Origin of the sequence: Neorhizobium vignae (assembly GCF_000732195.1) — a bacterium.
Lineage (GTDB): Bacteria > Pseudomonadota > Alphaproteobacteria > Rhizobiales > Rhizobiaceae > Neorhizobium > Neorhizobium vignae.
In genome coordinates this window covers 361,460-376,542 of sequence record NZ_JNNU01000004.1, presented here as the reverse complement: position 1 = coordinate 376,542, position 15,083 = coordinate 361,460, and the positions used below count along the sequence as shown (strand labels likewise).

The following is a 15,083-nucleotide window of genomic DNA, read 5'->3' as shown; positions in this document are numbered from 1 at the left end:
CGGCCGGTCGATCTTTATCTGTCTGGGAAAGAAATTTGGTGGAGCTAAGCGGGATCGAACCGCTGACCTCTTGCATGCCATGCAAGCGCTCTCCCAGCTGAGCTATAGCCCCATCAGGGTGGTCCGGTATTTGCCGGTCCTGGGAACTCCCGAGGGACGCTTGTTGAGCGCTGCCCCGTTGGAGTGGCGGCTTATTACTTCCGGTTTACGGAGAGTGCAAGCCGTATTTTATCCGCCCGACAATTTTTATTGAATTGCCGGGCGTTAACTTGAAAATCGGATCAGACTTCGTCGTCGTCGCCGGTCACGCCGATGATGCCGGACATGTCGTCGTCGTCTTCGTCTTCGTCGGCTTCCAGGAAGGTATCGTCGTCGTCATCGCCGATATCGACATCGTCGTCATCGCCGATATCCGGGATATCGTCGCCGCTGGCGGCCTCGTCGCCCTCTTCGAGCGATACGAGTTCGACTTCCGGATTTTCGGTATCGACTTCCTGGACGTCTTCTTCCTCGGCCTGTTCCATCTTCTTGGCGGCGCTGTGCTCCTCGAAGAAGGACAGCGGCCAGGATTTGCCGGAATAGGGGGAGACGACCGGATCGCGGTTCAGGTCGTAGAATTTCTTGCCGGTATCGGGGTCGGTTCGCTTGGTTCCGAGTTCCGCTTTTGCCACAGTCAGAGCCTCATGGGATGGCCGAATAGTTCGGCGCGCCGCTTGTATCGCGGCTTTATAGGGTGAAAATCTAAGCCGGTCCCCATAAAGCCTGCGCTCTTTGATGTCAAAGACAAACTTTTCATGGACCCCATAAGGGTGAAAGCGGTGACCGATCACGGGCTTTATGTTAGGCACGGTGGAAATTTCCGCGGCGGCGGGCAGGTACTGCCGGCCGCTGCGGATGAGCGATGAAAGAGGTCGAGAGCATGTACCAGCCGCCCCATTTTCGCGAAGAGGATCTCGGAACTCAGCATGCGCTGATCCGCGCCCATCCGCTCGGTCTGCTGGTCACATCCGGCAATTCCGGCCTGCTCGCCAATCCTGTGCCCTTTCATCTGGATGCCGAGGCCTCGGAAAAAGGGACGCTTCGGCTGCATCTGGCGCGTGCCAACGGCCAGTGGAAGGACATTCGCGACGGCGCGTCGGTTATCGCCGTCTTCCAGGGCGCGGATTCCTACGTCACGCCCTCTTGGTATCAGACCAAGCGCGAGACCGGAAAGGTCGTGCCGACCTGGAACTATGCGATCGTCCAGGCAAGAGGCTCGGCCCGCATCGTCGAGGACGCGGATTGGCTGCTCGCGCAGATCAACGCCATCACCAGCCAGCATGAAGGAAGGCGCGCCATGCCCTGGGCCGTCACCGACGCGCCAGACGATTTCATCCGCGCCCAGCTGAAAGGCATTGTCGGTATCGAAATCGAGATCGCCGCGATCGAAGGCAAGTGGAAGGTCAGCCAGAACCGCCCGGTCGGCGACCGCGAAGGTGTTGCGGCGGGGCTTGATGAAATGCCCGGGCAGGGCGATATGGCGGATCTCGTCCGCCAGTATGGAGGCCTGCGCGAAGCATGAGTTTGAATTCGACCCCCGCAATCGTTATCGCCATCGACGGTCCCGCAGCCGCCGGCAAGGGCACGTTGTCGCGCCAGATCGCAGACGCCTACGGCTTTCACCATCTGGATACGGGATTGACCTATCGCGCCACCGCCAAGGCGCTGCTCGATGCAGGCTTGCCGCTCGATAATGAGGAGATCGCCGGGAAGATGGCGCGTGAGGTGGAACTCGCCGGCCTCGATCGCAATATATTGTCCGCCCATGCGATCGGCGAGGCGGCCTCGAAGATCGCGGTCATGCCGTCCGTCCGCCGGGCTCTGGTCGAGGCGCAGCGCGCCTTTTCCTTAAGGCAGCCGGGAACGGTGCTCGACGGCCGCGATATCGGCACGGTCGTCTGTCCCGATGCTCCGGTGAAGCTCTATGTCACCGCATCCGCGGATGTGAGGGCAAGGCGCCGTTACGACGAGATCGTCGGCAAGGGCGGCGAGGCGGATTACGATGCAATCTTCGCAGACGTGAAGAAGCGCGACGAACGCGACATGGGCCGGTCCGACAGCCCTCTGAAGCCAGCCGACGATGCGCACTTGCTTGATACCTCGGAAATGAGTATAGAGGCCGCGTTTCGGGCAGCGAAGACCATCATAGACGCCGCCCTGAAGAAACAATCGAATTAGAATAGCCCGAGGTTCGGTCCCCGCGCCGGATTGCCTCCCCCGGATAATTCCGATGAGGGAGGCGGACCTGAACATTGGGCATGTGCAACACGAACCACCGGCGCTGAATGGGCCCGTATAGGGTACCTCAGGAGATTTCATGGCAGTATCTAACCCCACGCGGGAGGACTTCGCAGCCCTCCTCGAAGAATCCTTCGCTACCAACGATCTGGCTGAAGGCTACGTCACCAAGGGTCGCGTCACCGCGATCGAAAAGGACATGGCCGTCGTTGACGTCGGCCTCAAGGTCGAAGGCCGCATCGCGCTGAAGGAATTCGGCGCCAAGGGCAAGGACGGTTCGCTGAAGGTCGGCGACGAAGTCGAAGTTTACGTCGAGCGCATCGAAAACGCGCTGGGCGAAGCAGTTCTGTCGCGCGAGAAGGCTCGCCGCGAAGAGAGCTGGGTCAAGCTCGAACTCAAGTTCGAAGCTGGCGAGCGCGTCGAAGGCGTTATCTTCAACCAGGTCAAGGGTGGCTTCACCGTCGATCTCGACGGCGCCGTTGCCTTCCTGCCGCGTTCGCAGGTCGACATCCGTCCGATCCGCGACGTCACCCCGCTCATGCACAACCCGCAGCCCTTCGAAATCCTCAAGATGGACAAGCGCCGCGGCAACATCGTGGTTTCGCGCCGCACGGTTCTCGAAGAGTCCCGCGCCGAGCAGCGTTCTGAAATCGTTCAGAACCTCGAAGAAGGCCAGGTTGTTGACGGCGTCGTCAAGAACATCACCGATTACGGTGCGTTCGTTGACCTCGGCGGCATCGACGGCCTCCTGCACGTCACTGACATGGCATGGCGCCGTGTGAACCATCCGTCGGAAATCCTGTCCATCGGCCAGCAGGTCAAGGTACAGATCATCCGCATCAACCAGGAAACCCACCGCATCTCGCTCGGCATGAAGCAGCTCGAGTCGGATCCGTGGGATGGCATTGCCGCCAAGTATCCAGTCGGCAAGAAGATTTCCGGTACCGTCACGAACATCACCGACTACGGTGCATTCGTCGAGCTGGAGCCGGGCATCGAAGGCCTCATCCACATTTCCGAAATGTCCTGGACCAAGAAGAACGTTCATCCCGGCAAGATCCTGTCCACGACGCAGGATGTTGACGTGGTCGTTCTCGAAGTCGATCCGTCCAAGCGCCGTATCTCGCTTGGCCTGAAGCAGACGCTCGAAAATCCGTGGCAGGCATTTGCCTACAGCCATCCGGCCGGCACTGAAGTCGAAGGCGAAGTCAAGAACAAGACCGAATTCGGCCTGTTCATCGGCCTCGAAGGCGACGTTGACGGCATGGTCCACCTCTCCGACCTCGACTGGAACCGTCCGGGCGAACAGGTCATCGAGGAGTTCAACAAGGGCGACGTCGTCAAGGCTGTCGTTCTCGATGTGGACGTCGACAAGGAGCGCATCTCGCTCGGCATCAAGCAGCTCGGCAAGGACTCGGTTGGCGACGCCGCTGCTTCCGGCGAACTGCGCAAGAACGCCGTCGTCTCGTGCGAAGTCATCGCCGTCAACGACGGTGGCGTGGAAGTGAAGCTCGTCAACCACGAGGACATCACCTCGTTCATCCGCCGCAACGACCTGGCACGCGATCGCGACGATCAGCGTCCGGAGCGTTTCTCGGTCGGCCAGGTCTTCGATGCCCGCGTCGTCAACTTCTCCAAGAAGGACCGCAAGGTCATGCTGTCGATCAAGGCTCTCGAGATCGCAGAAGAGAAGGAAGCAGTCGCTCAGTTCGGTTCGTCCGACAGCGGCGCTTCGCTCGGCGACATCCTTGGTGCGGCTCTGAAGAACCGCGGCAGCAACGAGTAATCGAAGCTTCTCTGAGAATCAAAAACCGCCGGATGCAAGTCCGGCGGTTTTTTCATGCGCAGTTTTCATGGATCGAATTACGTCCAGCCGGCCATGCGCCAATAGAGATCGTTGGCCCGGTCGGCATCTTCGACGGCTTCCTTCGAAGCGTCGTCGCTCTCGTCGTCCTGGGCGTGGTCGTCGTCCGGGTGATCGTCGCTGAACGCCTGCTCGCCGGCCGAATGCTGCTGTTCGCCGTCCTCGTCGGTTTCCGAGATCGCCTTGGTCTTGCGCTCCTCGGGGTCCCGCTCGCGCTCCTCCGGCGGATAGGCGACGTAGGGCAGAGCAACGCCCTCGCGAAAGGCATGCGGCAGGGCGATCGGGAGCGCCAGCTGTTCGGCGAGTTCCGTCGCGCCGGCGGCTTGGCTGCCTGCGTTCGCGGAGGGACCTGTCGTGCCGCCCGTTGAACCGGTGCTTGCCGGTTCGTCGGTGATCGGCGGCCCGGATTTCGTCGCGGCGGCGCTCGCGGCCTCTTTCGCCTGGCTGGCGGATTTTCCGAAAAGCTCCTGGTCGGTCAGCTGCTGCAGCGCCTGCTGTTCCGGCAATTGCCTTGCCGCAACCGGCAGGCCGTCGAGAAGCTCGCTGGTGGCCTCGGCAAGCACTTCCGCGAGCCATATGGTCGTCGCCTCGTTCGCCAGCTTCTCTGCATTCGGCCCGCGAACGCCGTTTTGCTGTTCAAGGCCGCGCTGGGAAAGCCGGGCCAGGGCAGGACCATCGTAAAACACGGGCTGAGACATGCGTCGATCGCCGGCGGCGCTTGCGGTTTGCCGGCCGTCGTCCGGGCGCGTTGCGGATGGGGTCTCCGCTGTCTCGTCGGCCTGGGCGGCTGCAACCTCTGGCGTCCCGCTCTCCGGGAGCTCGGCCGCGTCCCGCGCGGACACCGACGCGGGTGCCGCGTCGAGATCGTTCTCTGGGCTCTGCGATGCATTGTTGCCGGTCTGCGCCGGCGAGGCTTCGGCTTCCGCCGAAAGCATGGTCGGGCCTGGAGTGGCGCCGGAAGTTGCCGTCGAAACCCGCGGTGCATCCGGGTCCTGCGTAGCCGCCTCCGCAGCCATAGCCTCTGGCGACGCTCCGTCGACCGCAGTTTCCTCGCCGGGCTGCGCGGCCTGGCCCTCGGCTTCGGCGGTGGGCACGGAAGTCCCGCCGGATGCTGATGGCGCCGCGTTCGCCGGCTGCGGCAAGATGCTCGGCGCCTGCTCCGCCCCGGCATTCTGCCGATAGGAGCTGACGACGGCTTTTGCCACGAGGTCGCGCTCGAGCAGCTGCGCGGTCTCCAGCTGTATGGCGACGCGGGCAGCATCGGGACCTGCCGGATTGTTGAGGATTTCGGTGAGCAGGCGCAGCGAAATGCCCTTGACGAGCTGGTTGAGCGTGCGCTCGAGAGCCGCCTTTTCGGCCGGATTCATCCCCTTGACCGCCTCGGAAAGGCGTTGGGCATAATCCGCCAATGCTTCGCCTTCGCGGCGAGGGACCTTGATCAGCCTGCCGATGGTTTCGGCGAAGATGGAAAAACCCTGGGCGAGCTGGAGCTGCGCCGAAAGCGAGAGAATGTCCAGCCGCCCCGCCGACATCGGCGAGGAACCGATCAACCCGCTGTTCGCCGCGGTATTGGCCACGTCGATCCGCTGACGCAGCATCGGTTGCTGCGACGGTGTCTGATAGTCAACGAATGAACTGGTACGAACCGGGGGCAGCATCGTCCGCTCCAATGTCTGATAGAGACGATAGGACAGCTCGGCTGAACGGATTCTTGTCTTTTCGCAACGAGCGGCGTTGCGACCGGAACGCCTCATGGCGTCGCCAGTGCCGATACACAGACATGACTGTGGGGCAAAAAGGTTAACAACTCGCTAACGGGCTCCACCTTTCGCTGACAGCTCAGCGAAAATGATCCGTTCCGATGCAGATGAGGGGGAGATTGGGGGTTATTGCAGGATCACGCAGCCAACTTCTTCTTCAACAATTCATAAATCCCGATTTCGTCCACATGCACCGGCACGATGTCGGCATAGGACTTCTCGGCGTTATCGGCTGCAAGCTCCTCGATCGCATTCGCCGCCATTTCATTGGTCGGCGCTTCGTTTTCCGCCGGGAGGCCGTCGGAGGCTTCGTCCTTGCCGGAGCTATCGTCGGAAACGAGGCTGTCGGCAGCGTTGCCGGTATCGGAACCGGCGACCTGTTCGGCGGCGGCAGCAAACAGGGCCAGCAATGCTGTATCGTCCACGGATGTAGCGCCGTCGGCAGCGGGTTCGGCATTCGCCTTGTCGTTCTTCTTTTCGATGACGTCCTGGACCTTCTGGACGTCTTCGAGTTTCTTGCCGGCTTCGGCCGCCTCGATGTCGGCCCGGCGCTCGGCGCGGGTTTCGGCATCTTCGACACGGGTGGGATCGTAGCCCTGTGGACCGAGCTTCAGCTCTTCGAGCGTCTTAGGATCGGCGACATCCTCCAGCCTCTGCACGACGCGTTCGACTTCCGTGTCGAGCTTGCCGCCATTGGCCTTCCGGTTGAGGCCGTCCATCAGGCGCTGGTTGTCGTCGCCGTAAGGGTTCTTGATTGCCGAGAGCAGCGTATCCATCGAGATGCCGATGTCTTCGAGGCCGAGATCTTCGACGAGTTCGCCGATCTCATCCGGCATCATCTCTTTCAGCGCGTCTTCCAGGGCTTTTCCGAGCTTGTAGGACGAGCGCGCTTCGTCGGTATCGATGCCGAGCTTGGCAGCCAGGCGGTCGACGAGTTCGATCTTCAGCTCGTTGGGGTCTGTCTTGGTGACGCCGAAAAGGGCGGAGGTGATCTTGTCGCGGGCGCGCTGGGCATCTTCGCTGGCGCTGATACGGGCTTCGGTAACCGGGTCGCTCTTCTTGCCGGTCCGCTGTTCGTCGTCCTTCTTGCGCTGCTCCTCGATGCTGTCGAGCATCGACTGCATCATGTTGGTCGCGGCAAGCCCATAAGTCTGCTGGGTAGGAAGCAACATGCCCGAATTCCGGTCTCGTCGAGGGGTATACCGCGGGCAAAATTAGATTCGAACAGTTAACGGAACGTTACCGGACAACTACAGGTTATGCAGCGCTTCTCGGATTGGGGCGGAGGACCTTCGCGGACGTCAGCTATGGGCGAAGATGTCGGCCTCTTCCCAGCCCAGCAGGTCCAGCTTCGCCCGCGTCGGCAGGAACTCGAAACAGGCCTGGGCGAGGTCGGCACGCCTGTCGCGCACCAGGCGGTAGCTCAGCTTGTCGCGGAGCGCATGCAGGTGCAGCACGTCGGAGGCCGCATATTCGAGCTGCGCCGGCGAAAGGACCTCGGCTGCCCAGTCGGATTGCTGCTGGGCCTTGGAAACGTCGACATCGAGCATTTCCTTGAGATTGTCCTTCAGTCCGTGCCGGTCCGTATAGGTGCGGGTCAGCCGCGAGGCGATCTTGGTGCAGAACACCGGCGTCGTGGTCACGCCGAACGTGTGGAAGAGAACCGCGATATCGAAGCGGCCGTAGTGGAAGATCTTCTGGCGCGTCGGATCGGCAAGCATGGAGACGAGGTTTGGAGCCTCGTTCTGCCCGGCAGCGATGCGGATCACGTCTGCAGAACCGTCCCCGGGCGAAAGCTGCACGACGCAAAGCCGGTCGCGGCGGGGCACGAGGCCGAGGGTTTCCGTGTCGATGGCGATCGCCCCCGTATAACGCGCCGCATCCGCTGCCGGAATATCGCCTTCGTGATACCTGATCTCTGCCATGTCCGTCTCCGTCCGTCTATCTGCCGCGAATTCGCTATAAACCACGTTTTTACCGAGGGATATGGTGATCTTCAGGGGACCCAGCAGCAGGCGCCGAAAAAGCCCCATTGAGCGATGGGGTCAGCCTCGGGCATTTGCTCAGCTCTGCGTTCAGTGCATTGCTGCATTGCGGCAGGATGGGTTGGCGTGATTAAACGATTAGCCTATATCTTTGCTCATCGAGCGACGCACTCCTCCTCCCAGTGTTGCTCGATACGGATCGACAACATCCTCCTCCTCCCAGTTGTCGATCAAGTTTAAAGCCTGGCGCACCCTCCTCCCGCGCCAGGCTTTTTCCGTTTCTGGAGCAGGATTTCCCCCTCAGGACGTTGCGTTTTGATTCACGGCAGCCGGGCTGGCTGGCGTCACGTGTGTGTCATGCACCGCCGATATACGAACCTCGCCTTCCCTTTGAATTTTTCGTGAGGTTACTATGCGCAAGATTTTTGCCGCCCTGGTCGTTTCGACCGTGCTTGCCGGCGCCGCCCAGGCCGCCACCGTATATCCGCTGGATCGCGCCACGATCCTCGCCGGCTCCCCCTTCGACTTCAAGGTCGAGTTCACCTCGGTCGTAAAGCCGGAAGACGTCAAGATCACCGTCAACGGCCAGGACTACAAGACCGTCCTCGGCAAGGAAGTCCAGTTCGTCGCGGAAGAGAAGAACAAGGACAAGCTCCTCGGTTCTGCGGTCATCCTGCGCGGTCTGACGCTCGCCAATGCCGGCGACTACAAGGTCGAGATCTCGGCCGGTTCCGAGACCAGGACCGTCACCTGGAACGTCTACGGCACGGGCGCTGCCCCGAAGGCCAAGAACGTCATCTTCTTGCTCGGCGACGGCCTGTCGGTCGCCCACCGCACCGCTGCCCGCATCATGTCCAAGGGGATGACCGAGGGTAAGGCAAACGGCCGCCTCGCCATGGACGACCTCGACCGCATGGCTTTCGTCGGCACCTCGGCCACCAACGCGATCAACACCGACTCGGCCAACACGATGTCCGCCTACATGACCGGTCACAAGACCGCCGTGAACGCGATTGGCGTCTACGCCGACCGTACGCCGGACCCGTTGGACGATCCGAGGGTCGAAACGATCGCCGAAGCCCTTCGCCGCCAGACCGGTAAATCCATCGGTATCGTCGCCACGTCCGAAATCGAAGACGCCACCCCGGCTGCCGTCGTCGCCCACACCCGCAACCGCAACGACAAGGCAGATGTCGTCGGCATGCTTCTCGACGTGAAGCCTGAAGTCGTGCTTGGCGGTGGCTCCGCTTACTTCCTGCCGCAGGCGACCGCCGGTTCGAAGCGCAAGGACGACAAGGACTTTATCAAGCTCTTCAAGGATGCCGGCTACACGCTGGCCACCGACAAGAACGAACTTGCCGCCGGCGCAAACGCCAATGGGCTGCTGCTCGGCCTGTTCCATCCCGGCAATCTGGACGTCACGCTCGACCGCGAGTTCCTGAAGAAGGGTACCGTCGAAAAATATCCGAACCAGCCGGGTCTGGTCGCGATGACCAAGGTTGCTCTCGATCGCCTTTCCAAGGATCAGGATGGTTTCTTCCTGATGGTCGAAGCCTCCTCGATCGACAAGATGTCCCATCCGCTGGACTGGGACCGCGCCGTCGTCGACACCATCGAATTCGACCAGGCGGTCGCGGTTGCCCGCGAGTTCCAGAAGACGCATCCGGACACCCTGATCGTCGTCACCGGCGACCATACCCACGGCGTTTCCATCATCGGCACGGTTGACGACGAAAAGCCGGGCACCGAGATGCGCGAAAAGGTCGGCATCTATGCGGAAGCCGGTTTCCCGAACTACAAGGACGAAAACGGCGACGGTTATCCGGACAAGATCGACGTCTCGCGCCGCCTGTTCCTCGCCGCCAACAACGGCCCTGACCACTACGAAACCTTCCGCCCGAAGATGGATGGCCCGTTCGTTCCGGCCATCCAGAACGAGAAGAAGGAATATGTCGTCAACGAACAGTACAAGAATGTGCCCGGCGCAGTCTTCGTCCAGGGCAATATCCCGAAAAGCGGCGATAGCGGCGTACACTCGGTTGATGACGTCGTCTTGCAGGCGGCCGGCCCCGGTTCGGAAGGGTTCAAGGGCTATATGGAACAAAGCGACATCTACAAGGTGCTCGCCGATACCTTCGCCCTCGGCAGCAAGCAGACCAACTAAGGTCTGTCGCGGGCCGAACCCGTGGTAAAACACCGTTCCCGGCCGAGACTTGGCCGGGAACACCGTTTCAGGAGGTTTCATGGAAAAGCGCTTTTCCCGGGGTTTCAGCCGGCGCAGCTTGCTGGGCCTGGCAGCCGCCGCGCCGCTGCTTGCGGCAGCCCGTGCCGCTGTCGCTGCCGATGACCTTGGTTTCAACGAACTCTATGGCAAATACGGCGTTCTGGGCCTCGAATTTTCCGACAAGGTGAAGAAGCTGGCCGGCCGGGAAGTAGCAATCCGCGGTTTCATGGCGCCGCCGCTGAAGGCCGAGGCCGCTTTCTTCGTGCTGACCGAAGTGCCGATGGCGCTCTGCCCCTTCTGCTCCTCCGATGCGGACTGGCCCGACAACATCATCGTCATCTATCTTCACCGCAAGCAGACATTCACCCAGGCGAATGAAACGATCGAGGTGCGCGGCACCCTTGAGGTTGGCTCTTGGAAGGATCCCGAGACCGGATTTGTCAGCCTTCTGCGGATCCGAGACGCGGCATATCAGGCCGCATGACCATGCTTTTTCTGCATTTGGACAGTCTGGGAAAATCGTTCCCCGGCCTCGACAACCCGGTTTTACTGGTCGATTTCCTGGCGATCGCAGCCGGAGAGCGCGTTGCCGTCACCGGCGGTTCAGGCTCCGGCAAGAGCACTTTCATCAATGTCATTACCGGGCTCGAACGCCCCACTTCCGGAAAGGTCGTCTGGAGCGGCGAGGATATCAGCCGGTTTTCCGAAACGGCGCGCGACCGCTGGAGGGCCGAGCATGTCGGCCTCGTCATGCAGGATTTCCATCTTTTCCCAGGTCTTTCGGCGGTCGAGAACGTGCTCCTGCCGGCGCGGCTGGCGCGTGTCGCCGATACGCCCATGATCGCCCGTGCGCACGATCTTCTCGAAAGCGTCGGGCTTTCCCGCCCGGACCAGAAGATCGAGACCATGTCGCGCGGCGAGATGCAGCGCGTTGCGATTGCCCGCGCGGTCCTGCGCAAGCCGGGCGTGATCGTCGCCGACGAGCCGACGGCCAGCCTCGATGTGGAGGCGGGCGAGGCGGTTGGACGATTGCTGTTCGACATGGCGGCGGAGGCGAAAAGCATGCTGATCGTCGTCTCCCATGACCAGCGGCTGATCGATCGCCTGGATCGCCGCATCACCCTTAGCGCCGGCCGCGTCGTCGCCGACGACCTGCGCGAGGAGGTGGCCGCATGATCCGTTTCATCCTGGCCGATCTGCGCCGTCTCTGGGCCGGCGCCGTCGTCGTCGTGCTGCTCGTGGCGCTTGCCACTGCCCTTGGCGTCACGGTCACGCTGCAGGAGCGCGCCTTGCGGCTCGGCAGCGCCCGCGCCGCCGACAAGTTCGATCTGGTCATCGGCGCGGCGGGCAGCGAAACCCAGCTCGTGCTCTCCTCGATCTTCCTGCAGCCCGCGCCGCTGCCCCTGATGCCGGGCGATGTGCTGGCGAAGCTCTCGAAGGATCCGCGAGTTGCCTGGGTGGCGCCGGTTGGGTTCGGCGATTCCTTTGCCGGCTACCCTTTTGTCGGCACGACCCGCGCGCTGATCGGAAGCACCGTTTCCGGCTTTGCCGAGGGCCGCATGTTCGAGAAGGAGGGCGAGGCGGTGGTCGGCGCTGCCGTGAAGCTGCCGGTCGGTGCCGAAATCAAGCCCATGCACGGCACGGCGCAGATGGGCGGCGAGACCCATGCAGGCGTCGTGTACCATGTGACCGGCAAGCTTCCGCCGACGGGGACGCCCTGGGATCGGGCCATCCTGGTGCCGATCCAGGCCGTCTGGCACGTCCATGGCCTCGGCCACGGGCATGAGCGCCAGGATGAACAGCATCACGAAGGCGAGGTCGCTGCGGCTGACCACCCGGATGAGGATCACGATCATCACGGCGCCATCGATGCGGATGCTGTTATCGACGAGGATTTCGCCTCAGAAGCGCCTGGCCTTCCGGCCGTCCTCGTAAAGCCGAAGACGATTGCCGATGCCTACAAGCTCCGTCAGGAATACCGCAACGGCAATACGCTCGCGGTTTTCCCGGGCGAGGTGCTCACCGGCCTCTATGCGACCCTCGGCGATGCCAGGATGGTTCTGAGCGCCGTCGCAGCCGGCTCGCAAGGCCTGGTGGCGGCCGCGCTGGTTCTCGTCACAGTGACCCATATCGGCCAGCGGCGGCGCCAGATCGGCGCGCTCCGGGCGTTTGGCGCGCCGCGGCTGTCGGTGTTTATGATCGTCTGGCTCGAGCTTTTCCTGCTGGTGGCACTCGGCATCGGCCTGGGCTTCCTGACGGGTCTTGCCGCGGCCCAACTGATCGCCAATGCCTTCACCGTCAAGAGCGGGATCGTCCTGCCGGTCGGCTTCACGGGCGAGGACCTGCGGATGGCGCTGATCCTGCTGACGGTATCGGCCATTCTGGCCGCCGTGCCCGCCATCCTCGCCTATCGCCAGTCGCCCGCGGCAGCGCTCCGGGCCTAAGCCAGCGCCTTGATCGCGGCGATCACTTCGTCCTCGACATCGAGCCCCTGCTCGATCGCCGTCCGGCGCGCGTTCTGGCCGCGCCGCCCGGGCAGCCGCACGCCCTCTTCGGAGGCCATCTCGTGGGCAAGTTCGGCGATCCGCTCGGCCGCTGAAGCCGTACTCGCGGAAGGATCGATGATGATCAGCGTCTGGCCGACCGATGGCGGCGGGCCTTTCTCGTCCATGAACGAGCTTGCCTCATAGGAGAAGTTCGATCCGGTCAGGCCCGCCGAGAGGATTTCCACCATCAGCGCCAGCGCCGCCCCCTTGGCGCCGCCGGAAGGCGCCATCAGGCCCTTGTGAGCCGCGTGCGGATCGGTGGTCGGCTTGCCGTCGGCGTCGAAGGCCCAGCCCTCGGGAATGCTCTCGCCCTTCTGGCGGGCGGCCATGATCTTGCCGGCGGCGACGGTCGAAAGCGCGAGATCGATCACCAGCGGCTCCTCGCCGGCGACCGGGGTCGCAAAGGCGATCGGGTTGGTGCCGAACAGCCGCTTCCTGCCGCCCCAGGCGGCCATGGAGGCCGGCGCATTGGCAAACATCAGTGCCACGAGGCCGAGTTCCGCAAACCGCTCCACGGTCAGCGCCATGACGCCCGCATGGTGCGAACGGTGAATGGCGCCGAGCGCGATGCCCTGTTCCCGGGCGATCGCCGGAAGTTCGGCAACCGCGAGATCGAAGGCCGGATAGGCGTAACCGAGTGCCGCATCGACGACAAGCAACGCCGGCCGCGGCCGGGAAGCTATCGCCTTGGCTTTACCATCGACTTTGCCGGTGCGTGCCTGGCCGATATAGGCGGCAACGCGGCGCAGCCCATGGCCGTATTGCCCGGCAGCTTCAGCTTGCACAAGCGCGTGGGCGACGGAGCGGGCGGTGTCGGCGATAACGCCATTGGCTTCGAATACGCTTCTGACGAGCGTTTCGGCGTCATGGAGAGGGATGTGCATGCTGGATCCAGATCGGTTCAGGGGCGAACACCGCGAGGAAATCAGGCGGTTATTCGCACTTTACCGGCTGGCTGAGCGAACTTGCAACACCGGAGGGCGGCGCAGGGATGGGCGAAGCACGTCGGACAGCCGATGCGACATAGTCATCGATAGACGAGTTGCCCGACGATCCCGCGACCGCCACGTTGCCGATGTTGCCGCTCCCGTCGAAGCTGAAGCGGATCGTCACGACGCCAGTTCCGTTACCAGGGCATTTGCGGGCGTATCGAGCAATTTTCGTCCGCACGCGCGTCATCCACTGCTGCGGCGAGACCGACGAAGAGAAGAGGGTCGTGGAATTCTGGCTCGCTGCCGTGCGGTCCGATTGCCTGGCCTGGATTTTCGCCTCGGCCATGTCCGGACGGGCCTGCTGTTGTTGTTGCTTCGGCTTCTGGATCTTCTTCACCGGTTCCTTTCGGGGTTCCGGCTTTTTTGGCTGTTCCGGCGGCTTTTCCGCGACCGGAGGCGGCAGAGGCCGCATCGCCGGCAACGGCACTTCGACATTCTCCAGCGCTGCCGTCATCTGTTCGTCGACCGGCTTGATCTCCTCGATCGGTTCCGGCGGCGGTTCGGGGATGGTTTCGGCAACCTGGGGCTCCGGCTCCGGCGGGGGCTCCACCACGGGCGGCTGCACCGGTTCGGGCTCGACCGGTTCGGCGACTTCCTGCGGCGGCGGTTCGATCGGCTGCTCGACGGGTTCGGTAACGGGCTCCGGCTGCGGTTCCTCGACAGGCTCCGCCTGTTCGCTCATCACCTGTTCCTGCTCCTGCATGTCAGGAGAGATCTGTTCTTCCTCGGTATTGGCGGCTTCCGGTTCCGGCGCCAGCTCGATCATGATCGCTGCAGGCGGTGCGTTGTCGGCGAGCACCTCGGGTTGTTCGCGCATCAGATAGGCCGCGGCGCCGAAATGCACCGTCAGCATCAGCAGTCCGGCAGCGCCCCACAGCGCCAGCTCGCCGACGCGTCCCCCCGGACCTGTCTGCGAGACGACGAGGCTCATGGATTGCCCCCGGTTGCCGGTACGGCGGGCGCGGCCGCAGGAGCATTTCCAGCGGGCGCCGGCGCGACTGGGGGGGCCGGTGCCGGCAGCGTTTCAAGCCCGACAAGCGCGATCTTGAGGTAGCCGGAATCGCGCAGCAGGTTCATGACCTCCATGAACTGGCCGTAATCGACCGCCTTGTCCGCGCGCAGGAACACGCGGGTGTCCTTCTTGCCTTCCGTCACCCGGTCGAGGGTCGCCGCAAGCTGCTCGCGCGCCACTGCGTCATTGCCGATATTGAGGCTCAGGTCTTCCTTGACCGTCAGGTAGAGCGGCTCGTCCGGCCGTTCGGCGGGCTTTGCGGTTGAGGCGGGAAGATCGACGTTGACGTCGACGGTCGCCAGCGGCGCCGCCACCATGAAGATGATCAGCAGCACCAGCATGACGTCGATGAACGGCGTCACGTTGATCTCGTGATTTTCGGAAAGCTCGTCGCCGTGCTGTTCGCGGATGCCGCCGGCCATG

Annotated in this window: 14 protein-coding genes and 1 tRNA gene; 7 read left to right on the top strand and 8 right to left on the bottom strand. The window is 62.9% G+C overall.

Annotated elements, in window-relative coordinates; genetic code table 11:
• Positions 1 to 36: 36 nt before the first annotated feature.
• Both GQ59_RS08785 and GQ59_RS08780 read right to left on the bottom strand, forming a co-directional pair.
• Positions 37 to 112 (bottom strand) — tRNA-Ala (locus tag GQ59_RS08785).
• A gap of 169 nt (positions 113 to 281) precedes the next feature.
• Positions 282 to 671 carry a TIGR02300 family protein gene (locus tag GQ59_RS08780; protein WP_037080075.1) on the bottom strand — a complete coding sequence of 130 codons (390 nt, stop codon included), beginning with the start codon at positions 669 to 671 and terminating at the stop codon, positions 282 to 284.
• Between the two features lie 248 nt (positions 672 to 919).
• On the opposite strand from GQ59_RS08780, the gene GQ59_RS08775 reads away from it, so the two are divergent.
• From GQ59_RS08775 to rpsA, 3 genes are all read left to right on the top strand, one after another.
• The gene (locus tag GQ59_RS08775) at positions 920 to 1,561 is read left to right on the top strand and encodes an FMN-binding negative transcriptional regulator (protein WP_037080316.1); all 642 of its coding nucleotides are present in this window, start codon (positions 920 to 922) and stop codon (positions 1,559 to 1,561) included.
• Positions 1,558 to 2,217, top strand: coding sequence for a (d)CMP kinase (gene cmk, locus GQ59_RS08770; protein WP_037080074.1), 660 nt, complete (start codon positions 1,558 to 1,560; stop codon positions 2,215 to 2,217). Before GQ59_RS08775 ends, cmk begins: the two co-directional genes overlap by 4 nt.
• A gap of 139 nt (positions 2,218 to 2,356) precedes the next feature.
• Positions 2,357 to 4,063: a 30S ribosomal protein S1 gene (gene rpsA / locus GQ59_RS08765; protein ID WP_037080073.1), complete on the top strand. Its 1,707-nt coding sequence runs from the start codon at positions 2,357 to 2,359 to the stop codon at positions 4,061 to 4,063.
• Between the two features lie 77 nt (positions 4,064 to 4,140).
• Here rpsA and GQ59_RS08760 read toward each other — a convergent pair whose 3' ends face one another.
• The 3 genes from GQ59_RS08760 to GQ59_RS08750 form a co-directional block, all read right to left on the bottom strand.
• A complete protein-coding gene (locus GQ59_RS08760; protein ID WP_037080072.1) occupies positions 4,141 to 5,799 on the bottom strand; it encodes a hypothetical protein in 1,659 nt (552 codons plus the stop codon).
• A 239-nt stretch (positions 5,800 to 6,038) separates the two neighbouring features.
• Positions 6,039 to 7,073, bottom strand: a complete 1,035-nt coding sequence (locus GQ59_RS08755; RefSeq protein ID WP_037080071.1) for a hypothetical protein — start codon at positions 7,071 to 7,073, stop codon at positions 6,039 to 6,041.
• Positions 7,074 to 7,202: 129 nt separating this feature from the next.
• The gene (locus tag GQ59_RS08750; RefSeq protein WP_037080070.1) at positions 7,203 to 7,826 is read right to left on the bottom strand and encodes a ribonuclease D; all 624 of its coding nucleotides are present in this window, start codon (positions 7,824 to 7,826) and stop codon (positions 7,203 to 7,205) included.
• 472 nt (positions 7,827 to 8,298) lie between these two features.
• On the opposite strand from GQ59_RS08750, the gene GQ59_RS08745 reads away from it, so the two are divergent.
• The 4 genes from GQ59_RS08745 to GQ59_RS08730 all read left to right on the top strand — a co-directional run bounded on the left by GQ59_RS08745 (position 8,299) and on the right by GQ59_RS08730 (position 12,554).
• A complete protein-coding gene (locus GQ59_RS08745) occupies positions 8,299 to 10,050 on the top strand; it encodes an alkaline phosphatase (RefSeq protein WP_037080068.1) in 1,752 nt (583 codons plus the stop codon).
• A 79-nt stretch (positions 10,051 to 10,129) separates the two neighbouring features.
• Positions 10,130 to 10,594, top strand: a complete 465-nt coding sequence (locus tag GQ59_RS08740) for a hypothetical protein (RefSeq protein ID WP_037080066.1) — start codon at positions 10,130 to 10,132, stop codon at positions 10,592 to 10,594.
• A gap of 2 nt (positions 10,595 to 10,596) precedes the next feature.
• Positions 10,597 to 11,286, top strand: coding sequence for an ABC transporter ATP-binding protein (locus tag GQ59_RS08735; RefSeq protein WP_037080313.1), 690 nt, complete (start codon positions 10,597 to 10,599; stop codon positions 11,284 to 11,286).
• Positions 11,283 to 12,554 carry an ABC transporter permease gene (locus tag GQ59_RS08730; RefSeq protein ID WP_037080064.1) on the top strand — a complete coding sequence of 424 codons (1,272 nt, stop codon included), beginning with the start codon at positions 11,283 to 11,285 and terminating at the stop codon, positions 12,552 to 12,554. Before GQ59_RS08735 ends, GQ59_RS08730 begins: the two co-directional genes overlap by 4 nt.
• Here GQ59_RS08730 and GQ59_RS08725 read toward each other — a convergent pair.
• Genes GQ59_RS08725 through exbD form a run of 3 tightly spaced genes read right to left on the bottom strand, consistent with a single transcriptional unit; the run spans position 12,551 to position 15,082 of the window.
• A complete protein-coding gene (locus tag GQ59_RS08725; RefSeq protein ID WP_037080062.1) occupies positions 12,551 to 13,540 on the bottom strand; it encodes an Ldh family oxidoreductase in 990 nt (329 codons plus the stop codon). The two genes, GQ59_RS08730 and GQ59_RS08725, sit on opposite strands and share 4 nt — an antisense overlap.
• A gap of 49 nt (positions 13,541 to 13,589) precedes the next feature.
• The gene (tolA, locus tag GQ59_RS08720) at positions 13,590 to 14,579 is read right to left on the bottom strand and encodes a cell envelope integrity protein TolA (RefSeq protein ID WP_037080061.1); all 990 of its coding nucleotides are present in this window, start codon (positions 14,577 to 14,579) and stop codon (positions 13,590 to 13,592) included.
• The gene (gene exbD, locus GQ59_RS08715) at positions 14,576 to 15,082 is read right to left on the bottom strand and encodes a TonB system transport protein ExbD (RefSeq protein WP_037080059.1); all 507 of its coding nucleotides are present in this window, start codon (positions 15,080 to 15,082) and stop codon (positions 14,576 to 14,578) included. Before exbD ends, tolA begins: the two co-directional genes overlap by 4 nt.
• Position 15,083 lies beyond the last annotated feature (1 nt).

Excerpts from the sequence above, each read along its gene's own strand:
- cmk (WP_037080074.1), top strand. The coding sequence starts at position 1,558 with ATGAGTTTGAATTCGACCCCCGCAATCGTTATCGCCATCGACGGTCCC.
- GQ59_RS08735 (WP_037080313.1), top strand. The coding sequence starts at position 10,597 with ATGCTTTTTCTGCATTTGGACAGTCTGGGAAAATCGTTCCCCGGCCTC.
- GQ59_RS08750 (WP_037080070.1), bottom strand. The coding sequence starts at position 7,826 with ATGGCAGAGATCAGGTATCACGAAGGCGATATTCCGGCAGCGGATGCG.
- GQ59_RS08745 (WP_037080068.1), top strand. The coding sequence starts at position 8,299 with ATGCGCAAGATTTTTGCCGCCCTGGTCGTTTCGACCGTGCTTGCCGGC.
- GQ59_RS08775 (WP_037080316.1), top strand. The coding sequence starts at position 920 with ATGTACCAGCCGCCCCATTTTCGCGAAGAGGATCTCGGAACTCAGCAT.
- exbD (WP_037080059.1), bottom strand. The coding sequence starts at position 15,082 with ATGGCCGGCGGCATCCGCGAACAGCACGGCGACGAGCTTTCCGAAAAT.
- tolA (WP_037080061.1), bottom strand. The coding sequence starts at position 14,579 with ATGAGCCTCGTCGTCTCGCAGACAGGTCCGGGGGGACGCGTCGGCGAG.
- GQ59_RS08725 (WP_037080062.1), bottom strand. The coding sequence starts at position 13,540 with ATGCACATCCCTCTCCATGACGCCGAAACGCTCGTCAGAAGCGTATTC.
- GQ59_RS08740 (WP_037080066.1), top strand. The coding sequence starts at position 10,130 with ATGGAAAAGCGCTTTTCCCGGGGTTTCAGCCGGCGCAGCTTGCTGGGC.
- rpsA (WP_037080073.1), top strand. The coding sequence starts at position 2,357 with ATGGCAGTATCTAACCCCACGCGGGAGGACTTCGCAGCCCTCCTCGAA.
- GQ59_RS08730 (WP_037080064.1), top strand. The coding sequence starts at position 11,283 with ATGATCCGTTTCATCCTGGCCGATCTGCGCCGTCTCTGGGCCGGCGCC.
- GQ59_RS08760 (WP_037080072.1), bottom strand. The coding sequence starts at position 5,799 with ATGCTGCCCCCGGTTCGTACCAGTTCATTCGTTGACTATCAGACACCG.
- GQ59_RS08755 (WP_037080071.1), bottom strand. The coding sequence starts at position 7,073 with ATGTTGCTTCCTACCCAGCAGACTTATGGGCTTGCCGCGACCAACATG.